14 protein-coding genes are annotated in these 19,977 nt (G+C 45.5%); 6 read left to right on the top strand and 8 right to left on the bottom strand.

Annotated elements, in window-relative coordinates:
- Positions 1 to 2,496 carry an ABC transporter permease gene (locus L5M10_RS01145; protein WP_263254689.1) on the top strand — a complete coding sequence of 832 codons (2,496 nt, stop codon included), beginning with the start codon at positions 1 to 3 and terminating at the stop codon, positions 2,494 to 2,496.
- A 266-nt stretch (positions 2,497 to 2,762) separates the two neighbouring features.
- Complete coding sequence (gene lepB / locus L5M10_RS01140; protein WP_219234380.1) at positions 2,763 to 3,425, top strand: signal peptidase I; 663 nt, start codon at positions 2,763 to 2,765, stop codon at positions 3,423 to 3,425.
- Positions 3,426 to 3,500: 75 nt separating this feature from the next.
- On the opposite strand, the gene gltS is transcribed toward lepB, so the two are convergent.
- The 3 genes from gltS to folX form a co-directional block, all read right to left on the bottom strand.
- A complete protein-coding gene (gene gltS / locus L5M10_RS01135) occupies positions 3,501 to 4,724 on the bottom strand; it encodes a sodium/glutamate symporter (protein ID WP_168824169.1) in 1,224 nt (407 codons plus the stop codon).
- Between the two features lie 533 nt (positions 4,725 to 5,257).
- Positions 5,258 to 6,151 (bottom strand): TIGR01777 family oxidoreductase, encoded by an 894-nt coding sequence (locus L5M10_RS01130; protein WP_263254688.1) that lies wholly within the window; start codon positions 6,149 to 6,151, stop codon positions 5,258 to 5,260.
- Between the two features lie 87 nt (positions 6,152 to 6,238).
- Positions 6,239 to 6,601, bottom strand: coding sequence for a dihydroneopterin triphosphate 2'-epimerase (gene folX / locus L5M10_RS01125; protein WP_006082167.1), 363 nt, complete (start codon positions 6,599 to 6,601; stop codon positions 6,239 to 6,241).
- A 97-nt stretch (positions 6,602 to 6,698) separates the two neighbouring features.
- Here folX and L5M10_RS01120 point away from each other — a divergent pair, with 97 nt between their 5' ends.
- Positions 6,699 to 7,808 carry an AI-2E family transporter gene (locus L5M10_RS01120; protein WP_219234382.1) on the top strand — a complete coding sequence of 370 codons (1,110 nt, stop codon included), beginning with the start codon at positions 6,699 to 6,701 and terminating at the stop codon, positions 7,806 to 7,808.
- Between the two features lie 6 nt (positions 7,809 to 7,814).
- On the top strand, positions 7,815 to 8,732 hold the full coding sequence (locus L5M10_RS01115) for a class I SAM-dependent methyltransferase (RefSeq protein WP_263139010.1): 918 nt from the start codon (positions 7,815 to 7,817) through the stop codon (positions 8,730 to 8,732).
- An 800-nt stretch (positions 8,733 to 9,532) separates the two neighbouring features.
- Here L5M10_RS01115 and L5M10_RS01110 read toward each other — a convergent pair.
- From L5M10_RS01110 to ackA, 3 genes are all read right to left on the bottom strand, one after another.
- Positions 9,533 to 9,967 (bottom strand): hypothetical protein, encoded by a 435-nt coding sequence (locus L5M10_RS01110; RefSeq protein ID WP_263254687.1) that lies wholly within the window; start codon positions 9,965 to 9,967, stop codon positions 9,533 to 9,535.
- Between the two features lie 478 nt (positions 9,968 to 10,445).
- Positions 10,446 to 12,599 (bottom strand): phosphate acetyltransferase, encoded by a 2,154-nt coding sequence (gene pta / locus L5M10_RS01105; protein ID WP_028760976.1) that lies wholly within the window; start codon positions 12,597 to 12,599, stop codon positions 10,446 to 10,448.
- Positions 12,600 to 12,710: 111 nt separating this feature from the next.
- Positions 12,711 to 13,910, bottom strand: a complete 1,200-nt coding sequence (gene ackA / locus L5M10_RS01100; protein ID WP_105252134.1) for an acetate kinase — start codon at positions 13,908 to 13,910, stop codon at positions 12,711 to 12,713.
- Positions 13,911 to 14,051: 141 nt separating this feature from the next.
- Between ackA and yfbV the strand changes: the two genes are divergently transcribed.
- On the top strand, positions 14,052 to 14,495 hold the full coding sequence (gene yfbV, locus L5M10_RS01095; protein ID WP_081729091.1) for a terminus macrodomain insulation protein YfbV: 444 nt from the start codon (positions 14,052 to 14,054) through the stop codon (positions 14,493 to 14,495).
- 44 nt (positions 14,496 to 14,539) lie between these two features.
- On the opposite strand, the gene pflA is transcribed toward yfbV, so the two are convergent.
- Together pflA and pflB are read right to left on the bottom strand one after the other, a co-directional pair.
- Positions 14,540 to 15,280, bottom strand: coding sequence for a pyruvate formate lyase 1-activating protein (pflA, locus tag L5M10_RS01090; RefSeq protein WP_263254686.1), 741 nt, complete (start codon positions 15,278 to 15,280; stop codon positions 14,540 to 14,542).
- A 63-nt stretch (positions 15,281 to 15,343) separates the two neighbouring features.
- Positions 15,344 to 17,626, bottom strand: a complete 2,283-nt coding sequence (gene pflB, locus L5M10_RS01085) for a formate C-acetyltransferase (protein ID WP_219234386.1) — start codon at positions 17,624 to 17,626, stop codon at positions 15,344 to 15,346.
- Between the two features lie 1,216 nt (positions 17,627 to 18,842).
- Between pflB and focA the strand changes: the two genes are divergently transcribed.
- Positions 18,843 to 19,838, top strand: coding sequence for a formate transporter FocA (focA, locus tag L5M10_RS01080; RefSeq protein WP_263254685.1), 996 nt, complete (start codon positions 18,843 to 18,845; stop codon positions 19,836 to 19,838).
- Positions 19,839 to 19,977 lie beyond the last annotated feature (139 nt).

The following is a 19,977-nucleotide window of genomic DNA, read 5'->3' as shown; positions in this document are numbered from 1 at the left end:
ATGGAGTTAAGTCTGGCATGGCGCCTGTTTAAACGCGAGTTACAGCAGGGACAATTGTTACTGATTATCCTCGCTATTACGCTCGCGGTTTTGTCTGTGAGTGGCTTAGCGCGGGTGAGTGAACGTCTGCAAGTGGCAATTAGTGGTCAAGCGTCACAGTTTATTGCTGCCGACCGTATTATCGATTCGCCGGTTAAAATTGATGCGGCGATTTTATCCAAAGCCGAAGCGCTTGGGCTTAAGCATGTGACTAACATGCAATTTAATTCCATGGTCTATTCGGGAGATAAGTTTCAGTTAGTCACAGTACGCGCCGTAGAGTCGGGTTACCCGCTTAAGGGCGATATTGAACTCACCAGCGGTAAAACTAAGGCGTTACCTCAAGCTGATCAAATCTGGTTTGAGACTCGCTTAGGCGGACTTTTGGGTTATCCCAAATCCATCGAACTAGGTAACAGCGAATTTGTGCTCAGCAATGAGATCAGCCGCTTACCCGACGCAGGTTTTAATCCTTTTGCTTCATCGCCTGTGGTATTGATGCGGATGGAGGATGTCGCCAAAACAGGTGTTATTCAACCGGGCAGTCGCGTGACTTATCTGTATCAATTTGCCGGAGATGAAGCCTCGCTTACGGCCTTTGAACAAAGTGTTAAACCGCTTTTGAATAGTACCCAGCGTTGGGTCGATGTGCAATCCGGTGACTCGCCGATTGCGGGAGCCGTTAAGCGAGCGGAGCGCTTCTTACTGCTGGCAAGTTTGATGGGCATTGCATTGGCCTGCGCGGCGATAGGTATTGCCGCCCAGCGTTATTGTCAGCGCCATTACGATGTGGTGGCCATGCTGAAAACCTTTGGCGCCTCGGCAAAGCAAATTCGCCTGTTGTTTGGTACTCATTTATTGTTGGTAACGCTACTGGGAATTGGTCTAGGTCTTATTGGGGGAGGGTTACTCGATTTTGGGATCAGTTATCTATTGCCACCCGAAATTGCGGCCTATTCACCGCCACTCACACGACCATTATTACTCGGCATCAGCACAGGGCTCATCAGCGCCTTTATGTTTTCGGCTTATCCATTGATGCGTTTACTGGCTATTCCGCCACTGCGGGTGTTGCAGCGCCAGTTAGAAGGCTTACAGCTTGGTATGTGGCTGCATTTGCTACTGAGTCTAGGGGCTATGGCGCTATTGGGCTATTTGTATTCCCAAAGTTGGACTTTGACTCTGACTGTGGTCGCGGCTGTGCTATTGCTGGCTGCGCTATTAAGTCTGCTTGGATTTGTGATGATACGAGCAGGACACAGTGTTGATATGAAGACTACCAATCCTTTGCAATTAGCGCTGGCGGGGCTAAGGCGTCGTGCGCGGCAAAATGCGGTGCAATTGGTCGGCTTTAGCGCTGCACTGGTACTGTTATTGACGATTTTGGCGTTAAGACAAGATTTACTTAACGAATGGCAAAAACAGTTGCCCGAAAATGCGCCTAATTATTTCCTTGTCAATATTGCGCCTGATGATGCAAAGCCCTTGAATGATTTCATGACGGCTAAGGGGATAGTGGCGACAGACATTTATCCGGTGATCCGTGGCCGATTAACTCAAATTAACGGTGAAGCGCTGATTTCGAATGAACAGTCAGAAGCGGGTGAAAAGGGAAGAGTGGGCATTTCGCGCGAGTTAAACCTAACGTGGCGCAATACACTGCCTGCTAACAACGAACTGTTAGAGGGGCATTTTAATCAAGCCGCTGATGAAGTGTCGGTGGAGTCTGGCGTGGCGGAGCGTTTAGGTATTGGTCTTGGCGATAAGCTGACTTACGTGATTGATAATCAAGAGCTCACAGTTAAAGTTGCCAGTATTCGTGCCGTACACTGGGAAACGCTGCAACCGAACTTCTTTATGATTTTCACCCAAGAAGCGCTCGCGCCTTTTGCGTATACCTCGATGGCGAGTTTTTATCTGAATGATCAGGCGACTAACGATAAGACTATTAATGCTGATGGTACGCCTAAGGGTGCAGTGATCCTTGCGCTTATTCAGCAATTTCCGACGATATCTATCATAGATGTTGGCGCTATGGTGGGGCAGTTGCGGCAGATAATTGAGCAAGTGTCGCTGTCGTTGTCTTTAGTGCTGGCCTTAGTGTTATTAGCCAGTGCCTTAGTCTTGATTGCACAGACTGAGGCTGGCATGGCAACTCGGCAACGTGAACTCGCTGTGTTGCGTACCTTTGGTGCTTCAGGATGGTTATTGCGCAGTGCAACGGGTTTAGAGTTCGCCTTGCTTGGCGGTATTGCGGGTGTGTTAGCCGTAATTGTGGCCGAATTTGCGTTATATCTACTTAAGACGCAAGTGTTTGAGCTTAATGTATACATGCACTGGCCTTGGTGGGGTATTGCCCCAGTTTCTGGAGCCTTAATTGTCGCCTTACTTGGGGTGTGGCGTTGCCGACAATTGCTCAGCCAATCTTGCTCTGAGCTATTAAAGGCTGGGAGCTAGGGCGGTTTGTGAACTCTGTTGATGGGCTAAAACATAAAGCTTATTAAGACAACAAGCTGAGCCAACATTAAAAGCACTGATGCGACATAAGCTCAGTGCTTTTTTGTTATGGGGTTGATTCTGCTGCACTTGAATTGAATATGCTTTTTACATTGGCTTACAAATTGATCTGTGCTTAAGCAGGTAGCAACAGAACTTAGTGCAACTCAATGGGTCTATCTAACTGAGAACAGCGACTAGCTTATATATGCCATAGAGGGAATATTATGTTCAAAGGAATAACAAAACTGCTTAAGGATAATCGCTCCTTTTTTCTGTTTATCAGTTTAATGCTAGTGTTCAGGAGCGCGGTGGCCGATTGGAATACTGTGCCATCGGGTTCTATGCTGCCGACTATCGTCGAGGGTGATCGCATTCTTGTTAATAAGATGGCTTATGATCTTAGGGTGCCATTTACGCATATCGCATTAGTTAAACTGGCAGATCCTGCTCGCGGCGATATCGTGGTATTTGACTCGAAAAAGGCCGATAAAAAACTGATTAAGCGGGTAATAGCTGTGCCAGGCGATACTGTGATGATGCAGGATAATCGCTTGTATTTAAACGGTGAACTGCTCAGCTACACATCCCAAGCATTGAGTGCTTATGCTCCCGCTGATGTGACAGAAATGCAGGAAAATTTACTTGGTATGGTCCACAGTATTCGCCTTAACCCTGTACCCTCAAGGCTTGCCAATTTTGGACCTGTCACAGTGCCGGATGCGCATTATTTAGCACTGGGTGATAATCGTGATAACAGCGCAGACTCTCGGGTTATTGGCTTCGTGCCCCGTGATGAGATTGTTGGCCGTTCAAGTTCAGTCGTTTTCTCCCTTGATTATGATGATTATTACCTGCCTCGGCCTGAACGCTTAATGCGTGAATTCTAGTCTTAACTATTTTGAACCATGAAATAGGGCGCCAAAGTCGGCGCCCTATTTTTTAAGTGATTGAGTTATAAACAACTACTTCATAAAGCTCAGATAGCCCTGTAAGACAATTAAGTTAACTATGTCGATGAAGAAGGCACCGACGATAGGTACTACCATAAAGGCTTGGGGTGATGGTCCTGTGCGTGAGACTAGCGCGCCCATATTCATTACCGCTGTTGGGGTTGCCCCCATACCAAAGCCGCAGTGGCCACCGGTGATCACCGCAGCATCGTAATTACTGCCCATGACTTTGAACGTCACGAAATAGGCAAAAATGGCCAACACTGCGGTTTGTACCAGTAATATCACCAGTAGCGGGATCGCTAAATCAAAAATTTCCCATAACTTTAAAGTCATTAAGGCCATTGAGAGGAAGAGAGACAGCGCGACAGTCCCTATCACATCGATGCTTTCGGTATGGGGTTTGTAACCGCGGGTGAGTTCTGTGAGATTAGCGATGAGCACGCCAAGAAAAAGAGCATATACAAAGTCGGGCATCTTTAGCCATGCAATACCCGATTGGCTGATCCACAGCGTGAGCCATTTTGATCCTGCAACACACAACAACAGCACAAACAGAGTTTCTAATATGGTTTTGGCGGTGACTTGGTCTTCTTCTAAGTGATCATAAGTGACTAAATGTGGATGTTCACTGTGATGCTTGCGGCCAACCCCATAGCGAGAAACAAGATTATGCTTACCGATTAATCGCTGCGCGACGGGGCCACCGATGATCCCACCCATGATCAAACCAAAGGTTGCCGCAGCCATAGCAAACTCTAAGGTGTTGATACCGTAGCGCTCAGCAAAGGTTTGTGACCAAGCAACGCCGGTACCATGCCCGCCCGACAGGGTAATTGATCCTGCGATAAGTCCCATGATGGGATCGAGCCCCAATAGACTGGCTAAACTGACGCCGACGGCATTTTGAATCACAATATACACTGAGGCCACACCTAAAAAGATGAAGACTTTTTTACCACCGCTGAGCAATAGCTTGTAGTTTGCCGAGAGGCCAATGGTGCTAAAAAACATCAGCATTAAGGTATTTTGCAGTGATAGGCTGAAGTCGAGACTGATATTTTGAAAGTGAAGAAATGTAACTCCCGCGGCGACAACTAGGCCACCCACTATGGGTTCGGGGATATTATATTGCCTGAAGACACGTACATGGCGATTGATAGAGTGGCCGATAAACAGCACGAAAATGGCAATTAAAAATGATTCTAGCTCGCCAATCATATAGGTCATGTGCATGAAAATTCCTTACAAACTGTCTTAGTGCGGGCATTTCATTGGGCACAATGTCCAATGAGAAGTAACCCATCTTGTTATTAAGCACCTGCTAATGCTGGATGTTAAGCGCTTGATGTCGAGGACAGATCAGTGTCAATCCGATAAAAAATTTAAAGGATGAGTAGGCGCGAGTGTGTATCGTTTTATGGTCTACAGACCAAGAACAGCAGATTAAATAGCCTGTTCCTGAGCATAAATAACTGTCTATTTATGAGGTGTTGCTGAGTCTATTTGTGGTCAAGGCTGAGGCGGTTAATGCGTGCCTCCTATGACCGAATGGAGGCGAGTTTAGCAGAAAATGGACGGATTGTCGCTAAATCATAATATAAATCATGATGTTACACTCTTGTTTTTCTAGTGTTGCTAAAATAATGGCAAGATTGACGTTACAATATACCTGGTTGTTGAGCGGATTTGAGTACTAAGATGCCACCTGCATTAGCCACTGATTTTATCAGCATATTTAAGCTGAGTTTAGGCTCTAGCGTGCTAGCCTATTTGGCTAACACGTTTGTTAAGGCGTTATCGAGATCACTGAATTGAAACTGAAAACCCGCTTCGAGGGCACGTTTGGGGTAAACAAATTGCCCTTCTGTCAGTAGCTCCGACATTTCGCCCATCGCTAAGCGTAATGCAAGCGGTGGGGTAGTGATTAACGCTGGGCGATTAAGTGCTTTTCCGAGCGCTTTGGTAAACACAGCGTTACTCACTGGATTGGGTGCTGTGGCATTAAATATGCCTTTACAGTGTTGTTGAGTGAGTAAAAAATTAATAAGGGAAATGAGATCCTGCACATGGATCCAGCTCATACCTTGGCGTCCATGGCCAATTGGGCCACCGAGTCCGAGTTTAAATGGCGGTAACATTTTCTCTAAGGCACCACCTTTACCTAGCACGATACCAATACGGATAATGCAGACTCGTGTGTGCTCTGAGGTTGCATTTAGCGCTTCTTGCTCCCATTTTCGACAGATGTCATGGCTAAACTCAACATGGGCACCACTAGACTCATCGAGTAATTTATCATCGTGCCGCCCGTAATAACCGACTGCCGAACCACTCACCATGATCTGAGGAGGAGTGCTACTCTGTTGTATTAGCTGAGTTAATCTTGCCGTAATATCCCAGCGACTATCACAAATGCGTTGCTTCTGATTTTTACTCCAACGTTTAGCGACTATGGGTTCACCCGCAAGATTTACGATGGCATCAATGTGATTTAAGTCGCTTAGCGCATCGAGACTCTCGAGGTAATGGTGCTGATTGCCGAGCACTTTTTGTGTTTGTTGCACTGAGCGAGTTAATAACGTCAGTTGATGATATGGCGCCAGTCGTTCGACTAATTGGCGACCAATAAAGCCGCTTGCGCCGGTGATCAGTATATTCATGGAACCTCTCTTAATTGGTTAAGCTCTGCGGATATATACCAAAATGCGGTGTGCAACGATCACTTAGTCGGAGTATTTTTAGCCAGATTATTTTTGATAACATAACTCCATCGAGACTGAATCGGCAAAGCGTAGTGCATGGGGTTTGTCGATTTCGACACTGGCAAATTCAACCCAAGGATGCTCACTGGCGATGGCCAGCGTTTGGCTGGTGAGATTTTCGAGTAATGAGAAACGGTTATTCTCAATCAGTTCAATGATCTTTTTGGTAATTGTGCGGTAATTGAGCGCATCCTCGACATTGTCACTGTTGCGGGCACGTTCGGCACAATAATGGATCACGACATTAATGATCACGTCTTGGCGATTTTGGATTTCATCTTCTTTAATGCCAATAAAAGTACGAAGTCTTAAGTTTTTAATGCGTATAATCGCGGTTTCTGGTTTCATAATGACAAATGGCTATCTTAAGCTAAAGTTTCTGAGGTTAAGTGGTTCAAGGGTTAGCCTAACAATTTTATCTAAGATCAAGAAGGATTTTTAATAAATGACTCGACCTAATGCGCCCTCTGCTGCTTATCGTGGCTTTGCGGTTATGGCCTTTGTAGTGATTATTTTGGCAGGGATTAAGGCGGCGAGCCCGATTGTGGTGCCGTTTGTGCTGTCCAGTTTTCTTGCGGTGATTTGTAATCCTGCAATCGGTTTGATGACAAAGTTCCGTGTGCCTAAATGGCTGGCAGTGATCCTCTTGATGGGTTTTATTGTGTTGATGGGCCTATGGTTAGCCTCGGTCGTCGGCAGTTCTGTCAATGAGTTTTCTAAACAATTGCCCCAATATCGCGATCAGCTGGTGGAGCAGTTTTCGTGGATTATCCATAAATTACAGGCATTAAATATTCAGATTTCGAAGGATCAGGTATTAGCCTATTTTGACCCTGGCATGGCCTTGTCTATGACCACGAATATGCTATCGGGTGTCGGCAATGTGATGGCGAATTTATTTCTGATCATCCTCACTATCGTCTTTATGCTGTTTGAAGCTCAGTCGCTGCCAAAGAAATTGCATCTCGCATTGGACGATCCCGATATGCGCTTAAAGCAGATTGACCGCTTTTTACAATCTGTGAATCAGTACATGGTGATCAAGACCTTAGTGAGTTTGGCTACTGGGATCATCGTCGGTGTGGGATTGACCTTCATCGGCGTGGATTACGCCATGTTATGGGCGGTGATTGCTTTCCTGTTTAATTACATTCCCAATATTGGTTCTATCATTGCCGCGATTCCAGCGGTGTTGTTGGCCTTTATTCAGCTTGGCCCTGCGGCGGCGGGGGGAACTGCACTTTTGTACGTGGGTGCCAACATGGTGATGGGCAATATCATTGAGCCTAAATTTATGGGGCGCGGTCTGGGGTTATCGACCTTAGTGGTGTTTTTATCATTAATTTTCTGGGGCTGGTTATTAGGTTCTGTGGGCATGTTGCTGTCAGTGCCATTGACTATGGTGGTTAAAATTGCCCTCGAATCGAGTAAGAGTGGTAATTGGTTAGCCATTTTATTATCGGACGATATCGAAGATAAGTTCTTGGCCAGTAACACGGAAAATGCAATTCCCAATGGCGATGAAGCCAATACAAGTGCAACTGAGAGTAAGTAGTAGAAGATGCAAAGTTTTATACAAGCGCTAGCGACAATTGAGTTAGGTGATGATGCGGTGCGGTTATTCCACGGCCGCGGTGGGCATTACGTGGGTTATGAGCACCTATGTTTAGATTGGTTTGCACCCGTGCTATTGCTGACCAGCTTTACTCCCTTGGAGGATACGGATTTAACCCTCTGCCAACAGGCGATTGCAGCGCGCTGGCAAGCTATTAGGCCAGATAGCCAATTGAATTTAGTCTACCAATACCGTAGTGCGGGGGAGACGTTTACCCAATTATTGCAAGGTGAAGTGCCTGAGCCGCATATCGTTAGCGAAAATGGTGCACGGTTTCAGGTGCACCTAATGCGCGGACAAAACCACGGACTCTTCCTCGATATGGCTAATGGTCGTGAGTGGGTTAGAGCAAACGCCCGTTATAAAAAGGTGCTTAATTTGTTCGCTTATACCTGTGGTTTCTCGGTCGCGGCATTACAAGGGGGGGCCGATGAAGTTGTGAATATGGACATGAGCAAAGGCGCATTAGGCATAGGTAAGCAGAACCATTTGCTGAATGGCTTTAGCGCGGGAGCCCGTTTTTTAGGCCATGATATTTTTAAATCTTGGGGCAAACTGAAAAAGCTCGGTCCCTACGACATTGTTGTTGCCGATCCACCGAGCAATCAAAAGGGCAGTTTTGTCGCGACTAAGGATTATGTGCGTTTAATTAGGCGTTTACCTGAGTTGCTTGCCGAGAATGGCGAAGTATTACTGTGTCTAAATGCACCTGAACTCGATACCGCTTTCCTGCGTCAACAGGTAGCGGAAGCTGCACCTGCACTCGAATACATAGAGCGCTTAGCCAATCCGCTAGCCTTTATGGATGTGTCGGAAGAGAAGTCACTTAAGGTGCTTCGCTACCGCTTATCGACTCAAGCCTAGGCCTGATTTAGCTTAACTGGCCAGTATTAACTGGCCTTTTTTGTCGGCTTAGGTTGAGTGTTTAGCTTTCTACACTGTCGCTTATTACACAGCACTTATTCTTCAGTAGCTTAATCGCTCAGATAGCTGCGATCGCCCATAGGTTTCAATCACTTTACTTACTTGATGTTGGTCTAAGTGTTTGAGGGTAGAAATTTCACCATAAAGCCTGCCCTGAACATCTAATGGCATTCCCTAGATTCATTTTATGTAAGCGATTTCTGTTAATCGCTTTTGTGTATAAAGCGAATGATGAAATGGCGTCAGCATGGCCTCAATATCCTCGTAAAAAGTGAAAGTCTTTCATGTCGAATCACTGATTGTGAGCTATTTAAATGATAACCAGCTTTAAATGCCAGGCCTGGTGGTACAAAACTGAAAGTTTTCTGTAATTATGGCTTTTGCTTTGTTATACTCCCGCCCACGGAATGTATCCCTTTCCTCATAGGCAAAATGTCAGCATAGAATGGCAAGCCTCTGCGACCTTACCCAATCAAGCAGGAGTTGTTATGGAAGTTCATGAATACGAAAATGCTTATTATCAAGTGAAAGACGATGTACTAACGTCTTTACCTGCTGAAAGCGAAGAAGAAGTGATCCAAGCTTAATCGATAACGATTAAACTGACGGTACTTATGAGTCGGAAATAACAGAACAAGCACAAAAAAATAGCAACCCTAAGGTTGCTATTTTTTTGGCTGAAAGTAAGCAGAATGATTGTATGACAAGGTATGCGCGGTGAAAGCAGGCAAGAAAGGGGGTTAACCGTTAACTTTGCGCTTTTCAGGCAGAAGTTCGACGATAATCCATTGGCTCCCAATTTTGTGTAGGCGTATGGTCCTGTCATCAATCCATGGTTGACCACCTTTAAGACCTTTCATTTTGACCACAACAATGACGTCTTTGGTAAATTTGCGGAAAAAGTCGATATCGATATCATCAATTTCCATTTCAACATTGGTCATAGATAGGCCGAGCATATTACGCTGTACGGCTGCGGCAATGTGGTAATGGGTGAGCACTTGTTTAATGGGATCGTCGACGTATTGCTTGGCTTGTTCAACATTACGATCAACATAAATCGCTTGAAAAAAGCCTAAGCTCACTTCTTCCGGTGATAACTGGCGCTGCTCTTGCGTTGAGGGCTCGCCACAACCGAAGATAAACAGGAGGGAGAAAAAAAATAGAGTTCGCATAAGTTTTAGTTATTGGAATTTGTTCCGAGTATCGCGATTTTAGCTGTAATGTACAAGTCTTGTCGTGATTCGCTGTCTATTGTGAAAAGCATTGACTCAAACCTCATGTGTGTGGCATATAGTTAGGAGTCATATAAAAAGGTTATCCACAGAAACTGTGGAAAACTATGTTGAAGACTTCAGTGATACTTTGTAAGCCACTGATATTGTCTTGCTTTATTTGCTGGTTAAAAAGTGACGCTTTTCTGCTTTCCATTATGTTCCACTTCTACTTGTGGATATTTTTCGCAATTTGCCGAGCTTATTCACACTGCATAATTTGATATTTCTCGTTTTTTCTTCATCTTTTGCAATTTCGACTTATCCATTAAGCGATTCTTGCGATCAACGGTATGGTTTACGCTAAATTTGAGCATAAAAAAAGCACCGGTAATAACCAGTGCTTTTTTGTGCGTAACGCTATGCAGATTTAATGCTGTTAGCCTTTAGCTGCGTCGTTCTGTGCGGCTTGAATTGCCGTTAGTGCGATAGTGTAGACGATGTCATCGACTAACGCGCCGCGAGACAAGTCGTTCACAGGTTTGCGCATACCTTGCAGCATAGGACCAATACTGATCAGATCTGCGCTTCGCTGTACGGCCTTGTAAGTCGTGTTGCCTGTATTAAGGTCTGGGAACACGAAAACAGTAGCTTGACCAGCGACAGGGCTATTAGGTGCCTTAGAGCGTGCAACGTTTGGCATAACCGCCGCATCGTATTGCAATGGACCATCAATAATCAGATCTGGGCGTTTTTCTTTGGCAATACGGGTTGCTTCACGTACTTTATCCACATCTGAACCTGTACCTGAGTTGCCAGTTGAGTAGCTGATCATTGCCACTCTTGGCTCGATACCGAAGGCTTTTGCTGATTCTGCCGATTGGATGGCGATATCAGCTAACTGCTCAGCATTAGGATCTGGGTTAATCGCACAATCACCGTAAACAAGCACTTGATCCGGCATCAGCATAAAGAAGATGGATGAAACTAAGCTTGAGCCCGGTGCCGTTTTGATCAATTGCAGTGGTGGGCGAATGGTATTGGCTGTGGTGTTAACCGCACCAGAAACGATACCGTCGACTTCGTTTTGCGCCAACATCATAGTGCCGAGCACCATGTTGTCTTCTAACTGTTCACGGGCAACGACTTCAGTTAAGCCTTTGCTGCGACGCAGTTCCAACATAGGTTCTACGTAACGGTCGCGCACCTCTTCTGGATCGATAATGATCACGCCTTCGCCAAGCACCACATCTTGTTGTGCTGCGATACGCAGGATTTCATCTTTTTTGCCTAAAAGTACACAGCGAGCAATACCGCGTTCGGCACAAATAGCCGCCGCTTTAATGGTACGCGGCTCATCACCTTCTGGCAGTACCACAGTCTTGTGGGCGGCGCGCGCCAATTCCGTGAGTTTGTAACGGAAAGCCGGTGGCGACAGGCGATGCTCACGGGGCGAGTTTTTAGTCACGCTTTCAATCCACGTTTGATCGATGTGGCTGGCCACATAATCCTGCACCAGATCGATACGAACCGCGTCATCGACGGGTACTTCATGGTCGAAACGTTGAATGTTGAGCGAGGTTTGCCAAGTGTTACTGTCGATCAAGAACACAGGTAAACCAGTTTCAAAGGCCTGTTCACACAGCTTAAGGATTTCCGGCTCTGGCTCGTAGCTACCAGTTAATAACAGGGCACCAATTTTCACGCCGTTCATGGCCGCAAGACAGGCTGATACGATCACATCTGAGCGGTCGCCTGAGGTTACAAGCAAGGAGTCAGTCTTGATATGAGTGACCATGTTCGGGATACTGCGGGCACAAAACGTTACTTTACGCAGGCGGCGGGTATGCATTTCACCAGCATTTAGAATGCGTGCACTTAAATGTTTCGCTAAATCCGACGCACGAGGTGCAACAAGATCAAGGTTGTAGGGCACGCTGCCTAAAATGCGCAGTGGGCTCTTACCCGGCAGTTGGAACATGCTGGCCGCATCTGAGCGTTGAACACCTTGGTGATCAAAGACTTCAGATAGATCAGGGCGCGCGCGACCTTCGTCGTCAACGGGGGCACCAATCTTGTTGATCACAGCACCAATCAGGCGTTTGTTCTTTTTTCCGCCCCAAGAGTTATAGGCGATTTCGAGGCGATTCATTAGCCCTGTAGCCGTATCACTGCCTGGTGTGGCAATAAAAATTACGTCGGCATCCATGGCTTTAGCGATGGCATAGTTCACATCATCGGCGAAGGGATGATTACGTGTTGGCACTAAACCTTCGACAATTAAGGTCTCTGTGTTGCTAGCGCAATCGGCCGCACGGGCGATGATTTGCTCCATTAAGACGTCGATTTGGTCTGCGCGAATTAAGGCTTCGGCATGGGCCATGTCGAAGGGCTCTAAGGGATTGACTGTTGGCGATTTGCTCAGAATAGTGGTCGAGCGTTCTGGGCCATTATCGTTTGGACGAAGCTGAGAAATAGGCTTAAAGAACTGAACCTTAACCCCGTGGCGCTCCAGTGCGCGCACCATCCCAAGGCTTAAGGAGGTCAGGCCGACTCCGGTACCTATGGGGATTAACATAATATTACGAGACATAAAAACCTCTAGTTTCGATGGTTTTTGGCAGAATAGTTTCTGCAAATTTGCTTGTGAGTACGGCTACGTAAGGTATAAAGCCGTTTGGGTGAGCAAACGGCTTAGGCCTTTTTATTTGTTGATAAGTTTAATGGAATCTTCGGCGATAACCCATTCTTCGTTCGTTGGGATCACCATGGCAATCGTGCCTTTATCTTGGGTGATGATACCTTTTTTACCGAAACGCGCCGCTTTGTTGCGCTCACTATCGACATGGAAATTGAAGATTTCCAGCATGTTGAGCACTTTTTCACGGATTAAATCTGAGTTTTCGCCAATGCCGCCGGTGAAGACGACTGCATCTAAACGGCCCAATGGCACAGTGTAAGAGGCGATGTACTTGGCTAAGCGGTAGCAGAAGATTTCTAAGGCTAAGGTCGCGCCTTTATGGCCCTCGGCGTAACCTTCTTCGATGCCACGGCAATCGTTGGTCAGCTCGGAAATACCCAGCAGACCACTTTGCTTGTTCATCAGGTTATTCACTTCTTCTAAGGTGTAACCCAGTTGATGAACTAAGTGGTAGATGATTGAAGGGTCAATATCGCCACAACGAGTGCCCATCACTAAACCTTCTAATGGGGTTAACCCCATAGAAGTGTCGACACTTTTGCCGCCTTTGATGGCGGTGACTGACGCGCCGTTGCCTAAGTGAGCACAGATTACATTCGTTTCTTCAATTGGCTTGTTGAGCATTTTTGCCGCTTCACGGCTAACGAATAAATGACTCGTGCCATGCATGCCATAACGACGAATACCGTGTTCACGGTATAACTTGTAAGGCAGGGCGTAGACATAAGCTCTGTCTGGCATGCTTTGGTGGAAAGCGGTATCGAATACAGCAACCTGTGGCAATTTAGGGAAAGAGGCCATTGCCGCGCGGATGCCGATAAGGTGAGCAGGATTGTGCAGTGGGGCTAATGAAGCACAGTCTTCGATGCCTTTGATCACGCTCTCATCGATGATCACTGAGCGAGTGAATTTCTCTCCACCGTGAACGATACGATGGCCAACGGCTTGAATTTTTGCTGCTAATTCAGGTTGTTCCGCAAGAATTTTATTAACAATGTATTCAACTGCTTCACGGTGAGCCGTAAATGCACCTAAGGCTGCTTCATGTTTTTCGCCGTTGATTTTCCATTTAATGCGAGAGTCTTCTAAACCAAAACATTCGGCTAAGCCAGAAATTTGGTCGTCACCTGTTTGCGCGTCAATGACGGCAAATTTGAGAGAAGAGCTACCGCAATTGAGAACTAAAACCAGTTTATTTGACATGTGTAAACCCTTTGCCATTGTGTTTAATATAACGATTCAAAATAATGAGGAACTGCGGTGTTTTTACCATATCAGTCTTGGGGCGATTCGCCAGATTGTGCTATGGTAAGAGCAGTATTCCATTGTAGTTGGTGTCTAAGATTGAGCATTAAGATCCTCAAAACCTTAGGTGATGGTCATCAGTATATGAAGACTTGGCCTATGGTTAGACAACTGGGTTTTTATTTTCCTGAGTATCGGGTCGTCCGAGCAACTCAGCTTGCCATACTGGTGATGCCAGTGCTGGCGATTTTTGTGAGTATGAGCCAGCTGTATATTCACGGTTGGGCATTTCTGCCCCAAGCTGTCACTCTCGGTTTATTTTTCATCAGCTTGCCGTTACAGGGGCTGCTGTGGTTAGGCTGGCGAGCTCGCCATCCATTACCGTTAACGCTGTTCGACTGGATTAACCAGTTGAGTGCGAAGTTGTCATCCATGGGTATCAATTGCCACACGTTAGGCGCTAAGGCCTGTTACCTCGATATGGCACTGATTTTAAAAATAGCCTTTGAGCGTCTAGATGCCAGTTATTGGGAAGAACTTTAGGCCGTTGCCGCGGTTATCCGTTTTGGCTTTTCTATTACTGTGGATTAATAAATCGCGTTAATCCCTTGTTGGACAAATACCGCTTTGATCTTTTCCATGGTATCTCGACTCGGGGGGGATATCCCATCGAGTTGATAGCTTTCGCCCATGGCTTCCCACTTATGTTTACCTAATTCGTGATAGGGTAGTAACTCTACCTTTTCAATGTTTTTCATGGGCTTGATAAACTCGGCCAGTTGTAATGCCGATGCTTCATCGTCGGTAAATCCGCCCACTACGACATAACGTATCCACGTCGCTTGATTACGCTCTGCCAAATATTGCGCAAATTGCAGTGTTCTATGGTTGCTGACTTTGGTTAACTCAATATGTTTTTCATCGTCCATGTGCTTGATGTCGAGCAGGACCAAGTCAGTGTGGTTGAGCAACTCATCAATCACTGGCGTGTACTTACGTACAAAACCATTGGTATCTAAACAGGTATGAATACCTTCTTGCTGACAAGCCGTGAATAATTCGGCGACAAATTCGGCCTGTAAAATGGCTTCACCACCACTGGCCGTAACACCACCATTGCTAGCATCGAGAAAAGGCCGATAGCTTATGATTTGACTCATTAACTCATCGACCAGAACTTCTTTTCCGCCATCAAGATCCCAAGTGTCACGGTTGTGGCAATATTGGCAGCGCATTAAACAGCCCTGCATAAAGGTGATAAACCGTATGCCGGGACCATCTACTGTGCCAAAGGATTCCACCGAGTGGATCCGACCGATAACTGCCATTGTGACTCCTGTTAAAATAAGTGAGGCTGTAGCACAGTGTACTACAGCCTTGACTAATTTAGCTTACAGACCTTTTGTGAATGTACGCGTGATCACATCTTGTTGCTGTTCTGGTGTCAGTGAGTTAAAGCGCACTGCATAGCCAGAAACTCGGATGGTCAGCTGTGGATACTTGTCTGGATGCTTAACGGCATCTTCGAGCATTTCGCGGTTCATCACGTTGACGTTCAAGTGTTGGCCACCTTCTTTTTTGTCACTGTGGTCGAAGTATCCGTCCATCAATGCCGCTAAGTTGGTACGGCGAGCATCATCATCTTTACCCAGCGCATTTGGCACGATTGAGAAGGTATAAGAAATACCGTCTTGAGCGTGGGCAAATGGGAGTTTTGCCACTGAGGTTAAAGAAGCGATTGCGCCTTTTTCATCACGGCCATGCATAGGGTTTGCACCCGGTGCAAATGGCGCACCTGAACGACGACCATCGGGTGTGTTACCGGTTTTCTTACCATAAACCACGTTTGAGGTGATGGTCAGAATTGACTGCGTTGGGATCGCATTGCGATACATTTTACGGTCACGAATTTTCGCCATAAAACGTTCAACTAAGTCACAGGCGATATCATCAACACGTGGGTCGTTGTTACCAAATTTTGGATAGTCACCGCTGATTTCGAAATCAACTGCAATGCCATTTTCATCACGAACCGGTTTTACGGTGGCGAATTTGATGGCAGACAGTGAGTCGGCTGCGATAGATAAACCCGCAATACCACAAGCCATAGTGCGACGTACGTCTCTGTCGTGCAGCGCCATAAGCGCGGCTTCGTAAGAGTACTTATCGTGCATGTAGTGGATTGAGTTCAGTGCAGTGACATATTGAGTCGCTAACCAATCCATTAAACCGTCTAAGCGATTCATCACATCATCAAAGTTGAGCACTTCGTCTGTGATCATGTCTGCTTTAGGGGCAATTTGGATTTTCAGTTTTTCGTCTACGCCGCCGTTAATCGCATACAGCATGGTTTTCGCTAAGTTAGCGCGAGCACCGAAGAACTGCATGTGTTTACCCACAACCATAGGGCTCACACAACAGGCGATTGCATAGTCGTCTGATTGGAAATCTGGACGCATTAAGTCATCGTTTTCGTATTGGATTGAGCTCGTGTCGATAGACACTTTGGCGCAATATTTTTTGAAACCGATTGGCAGTTTATCTGACCATAATACTGTGATGTTTGGCTCTGGACTTGGACCCATAGTGTAAAGGGTGTTCAAGAAACGGAAGCTTGATTTCGTCACTAACGTACGGCCATCTAAGCCCATACCTCCGATTGACTCCGTTGCCCAAATTGGGTCGCCTGAGAACAATTCGTCGTATTCAGGGGTACGTAGGAAACGCACCATACGCAATTTCATCACAAAATGGTCAACCATTTCCTGAGCTTGTTGCTCAGTTAAGGTGCCATTTTTTAGATCACGTTCAATATAGATGTCGAGGAATGAAGAGGTACGACCTAATGACATGGCAGCGCCGTTTTGGCTCTTCACTGCAGCTAAATAGCCGAAGTAAGTCCATTGGATCGCTTCTTGTGCATTGGTCGCTGGACGAGAAATATCGAAGCCATACTTGGCAGCCATTTTCTTCATTTGGCCTAATGCACGGTGTTGCTCGGCAATTTCTTCACGTAATTGGATAACGTTAGATAACTCTTCACCCGCTTCGAACTGCGCTTGCAGTGAGCTAAATTGGGCAAACTTATCTTTCATCAGGTAATCGATACCGTAAAGTGCCACACGGCGATAGTCACCAATGATACGGCCACGGCCATAAGCATCGGGTAAGCCCGTTAAAATACCTGATTTACGACAGGCCATAATTTCGGGGGTGTAAACATCGAACACACCTTGGTTATGGGTTTTGCGCAGTTCTGAATAAACGTATTTAACATCTTCATCCAGTACACGATCGTAGGCGGCGCATGAACTTTCCACCATACGAATACCACCGTTAGGCAACATAGCGCGTTTTAGCGGCGCGTCTGTTTGTAAGCCAACGATAGTTTCTAATTCTTTGTTGATGTAGCCAGCGTCGTGGGAAGTAATGGTTGAAACCATCTTAGTGTCGAAATCAACAGGCGCGTGGGTACGGTTTTCCTGTTTGATGCCTTCCATGACTTTATCCCACAATTTTGTGGTCGCTTCGGTGGCACCGGCGAGGAAGGACTCGTCGCCTTCAAAAGGCGCGTAGTTTTGTTGGATAAAGTCACGTACATTGACTTCAGATTTCCAATCGCCAGGAGTAAAGCCTTCCCATGCGTTGGCAAACAGTTCAGTTTTGTCGGTCATCGTACTAATACCTTCTGGTTGAGATAAAAGGTTATTGGCGATCAGCGTTAAGCAATGCTGAGTATAAGCCAATAGCTAATTCCTGAAATAAAGCTCCCTTCATGATGACGCCCTATGATGGGAACTGGATTTTGAAGCGCTCGTCACTCCAAAAGTCTGTCTATTGATACCCGATAAGATGACAAATATTCGCTTACTTTGATTATCGGCTACTGATAAATCTTTATAATTGGTAAGACCAATTGTCCATAAGCATATTAACATAGGTCTGTCGCTATCGCATCTTAAACGGCTTGGTTTATGCTCTGTTAATCCCAAATTTGCTAGCTAGGTAGCATTTTTTTACCACAATAGGGAATACGGCACGCTTTTTAACTTGGTGTGACATCTGAACCCCATTATCTCTTAAATCAGCCTGCCTATATTGTTACCATTTACTGTCCACCTTTAGCGAGGATAAATCTATCCTCGTATAGGCTGATTTTGATTGGTGGGAGTCACGGCTCGATAATGGGAGCTGTCACAGTAGGCGCAGTGGTTATGATATTAAAAATAAGTTTGATGTTAGCTATTTGTATTAATTTATTTTTATTTGCTAACTTAGTGTCGATTTAGGAGACGGCATGTCATAACGCCATCAAATAAAGCATGCAATGCTTAAATCATTCAGGAAGGGTTAAAGAGTGGCTAAATACAGTAGTTTGCTATGATGCAGGCAACTTGTTACTTGCTGTTGGACTAAACTGTAAATGCTAAAGTATGGGTTATAGTGGGTTCAATTTAATGAATACCGAGAGACACGCATCAAGCTATTGGTCATTTAATGTGTCATTGCTGAGGTTTGCTTGAATCTATAGCGCATTAATTTAAGCGTTAGTTCGCTAAATATGAGATGGAAACGTGCAGGATATGCATTGTATACCATCTTAATTAAGCCACATTCTCGCGATGAAAACCGGGCTGTCATGGTAAGACCAATTAACCTTTTGTGTTTTTGGCTTCAAAGTTTTCACATTTTGGGTGTGAATAGCATCACGCTTTAGCAATATCTGCTTCACAGCATAAGCGCGTTGTATGATACAAAGCGAGACTTTAGTGAATCATCATTTAAGCAAATCATTATCTCGGTTTTGATTCGTGTTATCTGCGCAATGGCGCTGCTGGAGATACCTATGCTACGCGTTCAAGTTTGTTTATCTGAAGTTGGAGTTATGCAATGAAAAGCCCAAATCCATCGTCATCAGTTCCAACTGTGACAAACAGCGCACATGAAGCGCCACAGGTTTCAGCTCATTTTAGTTGTTACAATCAGGCTGAAATTTACGGGACAAGCAAAGTGGTTAAAGCACCTTGGCAGTCCTTTGGTTTAGCCGTGTTTGCTGGCGCATTTATCGCCTTAGCCTTTGTTTTTTATTTAACCGTAACCACTGGCGCAGGCGATGCGTCTTGGGGTTTAGTTCGTTTCGTTGGCGGAATAGCCTTTAGTTTAGGTTTAATTTTAGTGGTTGTTTGCGGTGGAGAACTGTTCACCAGTTCTGTGCTCAGTACCGTCGCCTGGGCACAAAAACAGGTCACTGGCGCTGAATTACTCAAATGTTGGTGCCGCGTATATGCCGGCAATTTTGTCGGAGCCATGTTGATGGTTTGCTTGATCACTGCCGCAGGTATGTATGAGCTCGATGGTGGTAATTGGGGATTAAATGCACTTAAAGTGGCACAGCACAAACTGCACCATACTTGGATCCAAGCTTTTAGTTTAGGCATTTTATGTAACATGTTGGTGTGTTTAGGTGTGTGGATGACCTTTGCCAGCCGTGATGTGCTGACGAAATCGTTACTGTTAATTTTACCTGTGGCTATGTTCGTCAGTAGTGGCTTTGAACACAGTATCGCTAACTTATTTATGGTGCCTATGGGCATGATGATCCAATCTATCGCCAGCCCAGAGTTCTTCGTATCTTTAGGGGTTACTCAAGCACAATTTGCCGATTTAACCGTGGCAAACTTTATATTCAATAACTTAATACCTGTAACCTTAGGCAATATTGTCGGTGGCGGTGTGATTGTTGGTTTAGGTTATTGGTGGATAGAGCAGGGTAAAGTAACCTTGGCTGAATCACACAAAGCTCATCATGAACATTTTTCTGCACCACATTCACATGCTGAAAAATCTCAGCATCAGAGTGAGATTAAGCTGACTAAACATTCCTAGAACGCCTTTAATTATTAGTCTGAAGTGAAAGTGCCCAGCAGGTAGCTGGGCATTTTTATGTCGGTTTACTATGATGTGTAAATAATGAAGTAAATAAAAACGGCATCCGAAGATGCCGTTTTTTGATTAGGTTCTAACT

Origin of the sequence: Shewanella sp. SM32 (genome assembly GCF_025654235.1) — a bacterium.
Taxonomy (GTDB): domain Bacteria; phylum Pseudomonadota; class Gammaproteobacteria; order Enterobacterales; family Shewanellaceae; genus Shewanella; species Shewanella oncorhynchi.
This window is presented reverse-complemented; position numbering and strand designations above follow the sequence as displayed.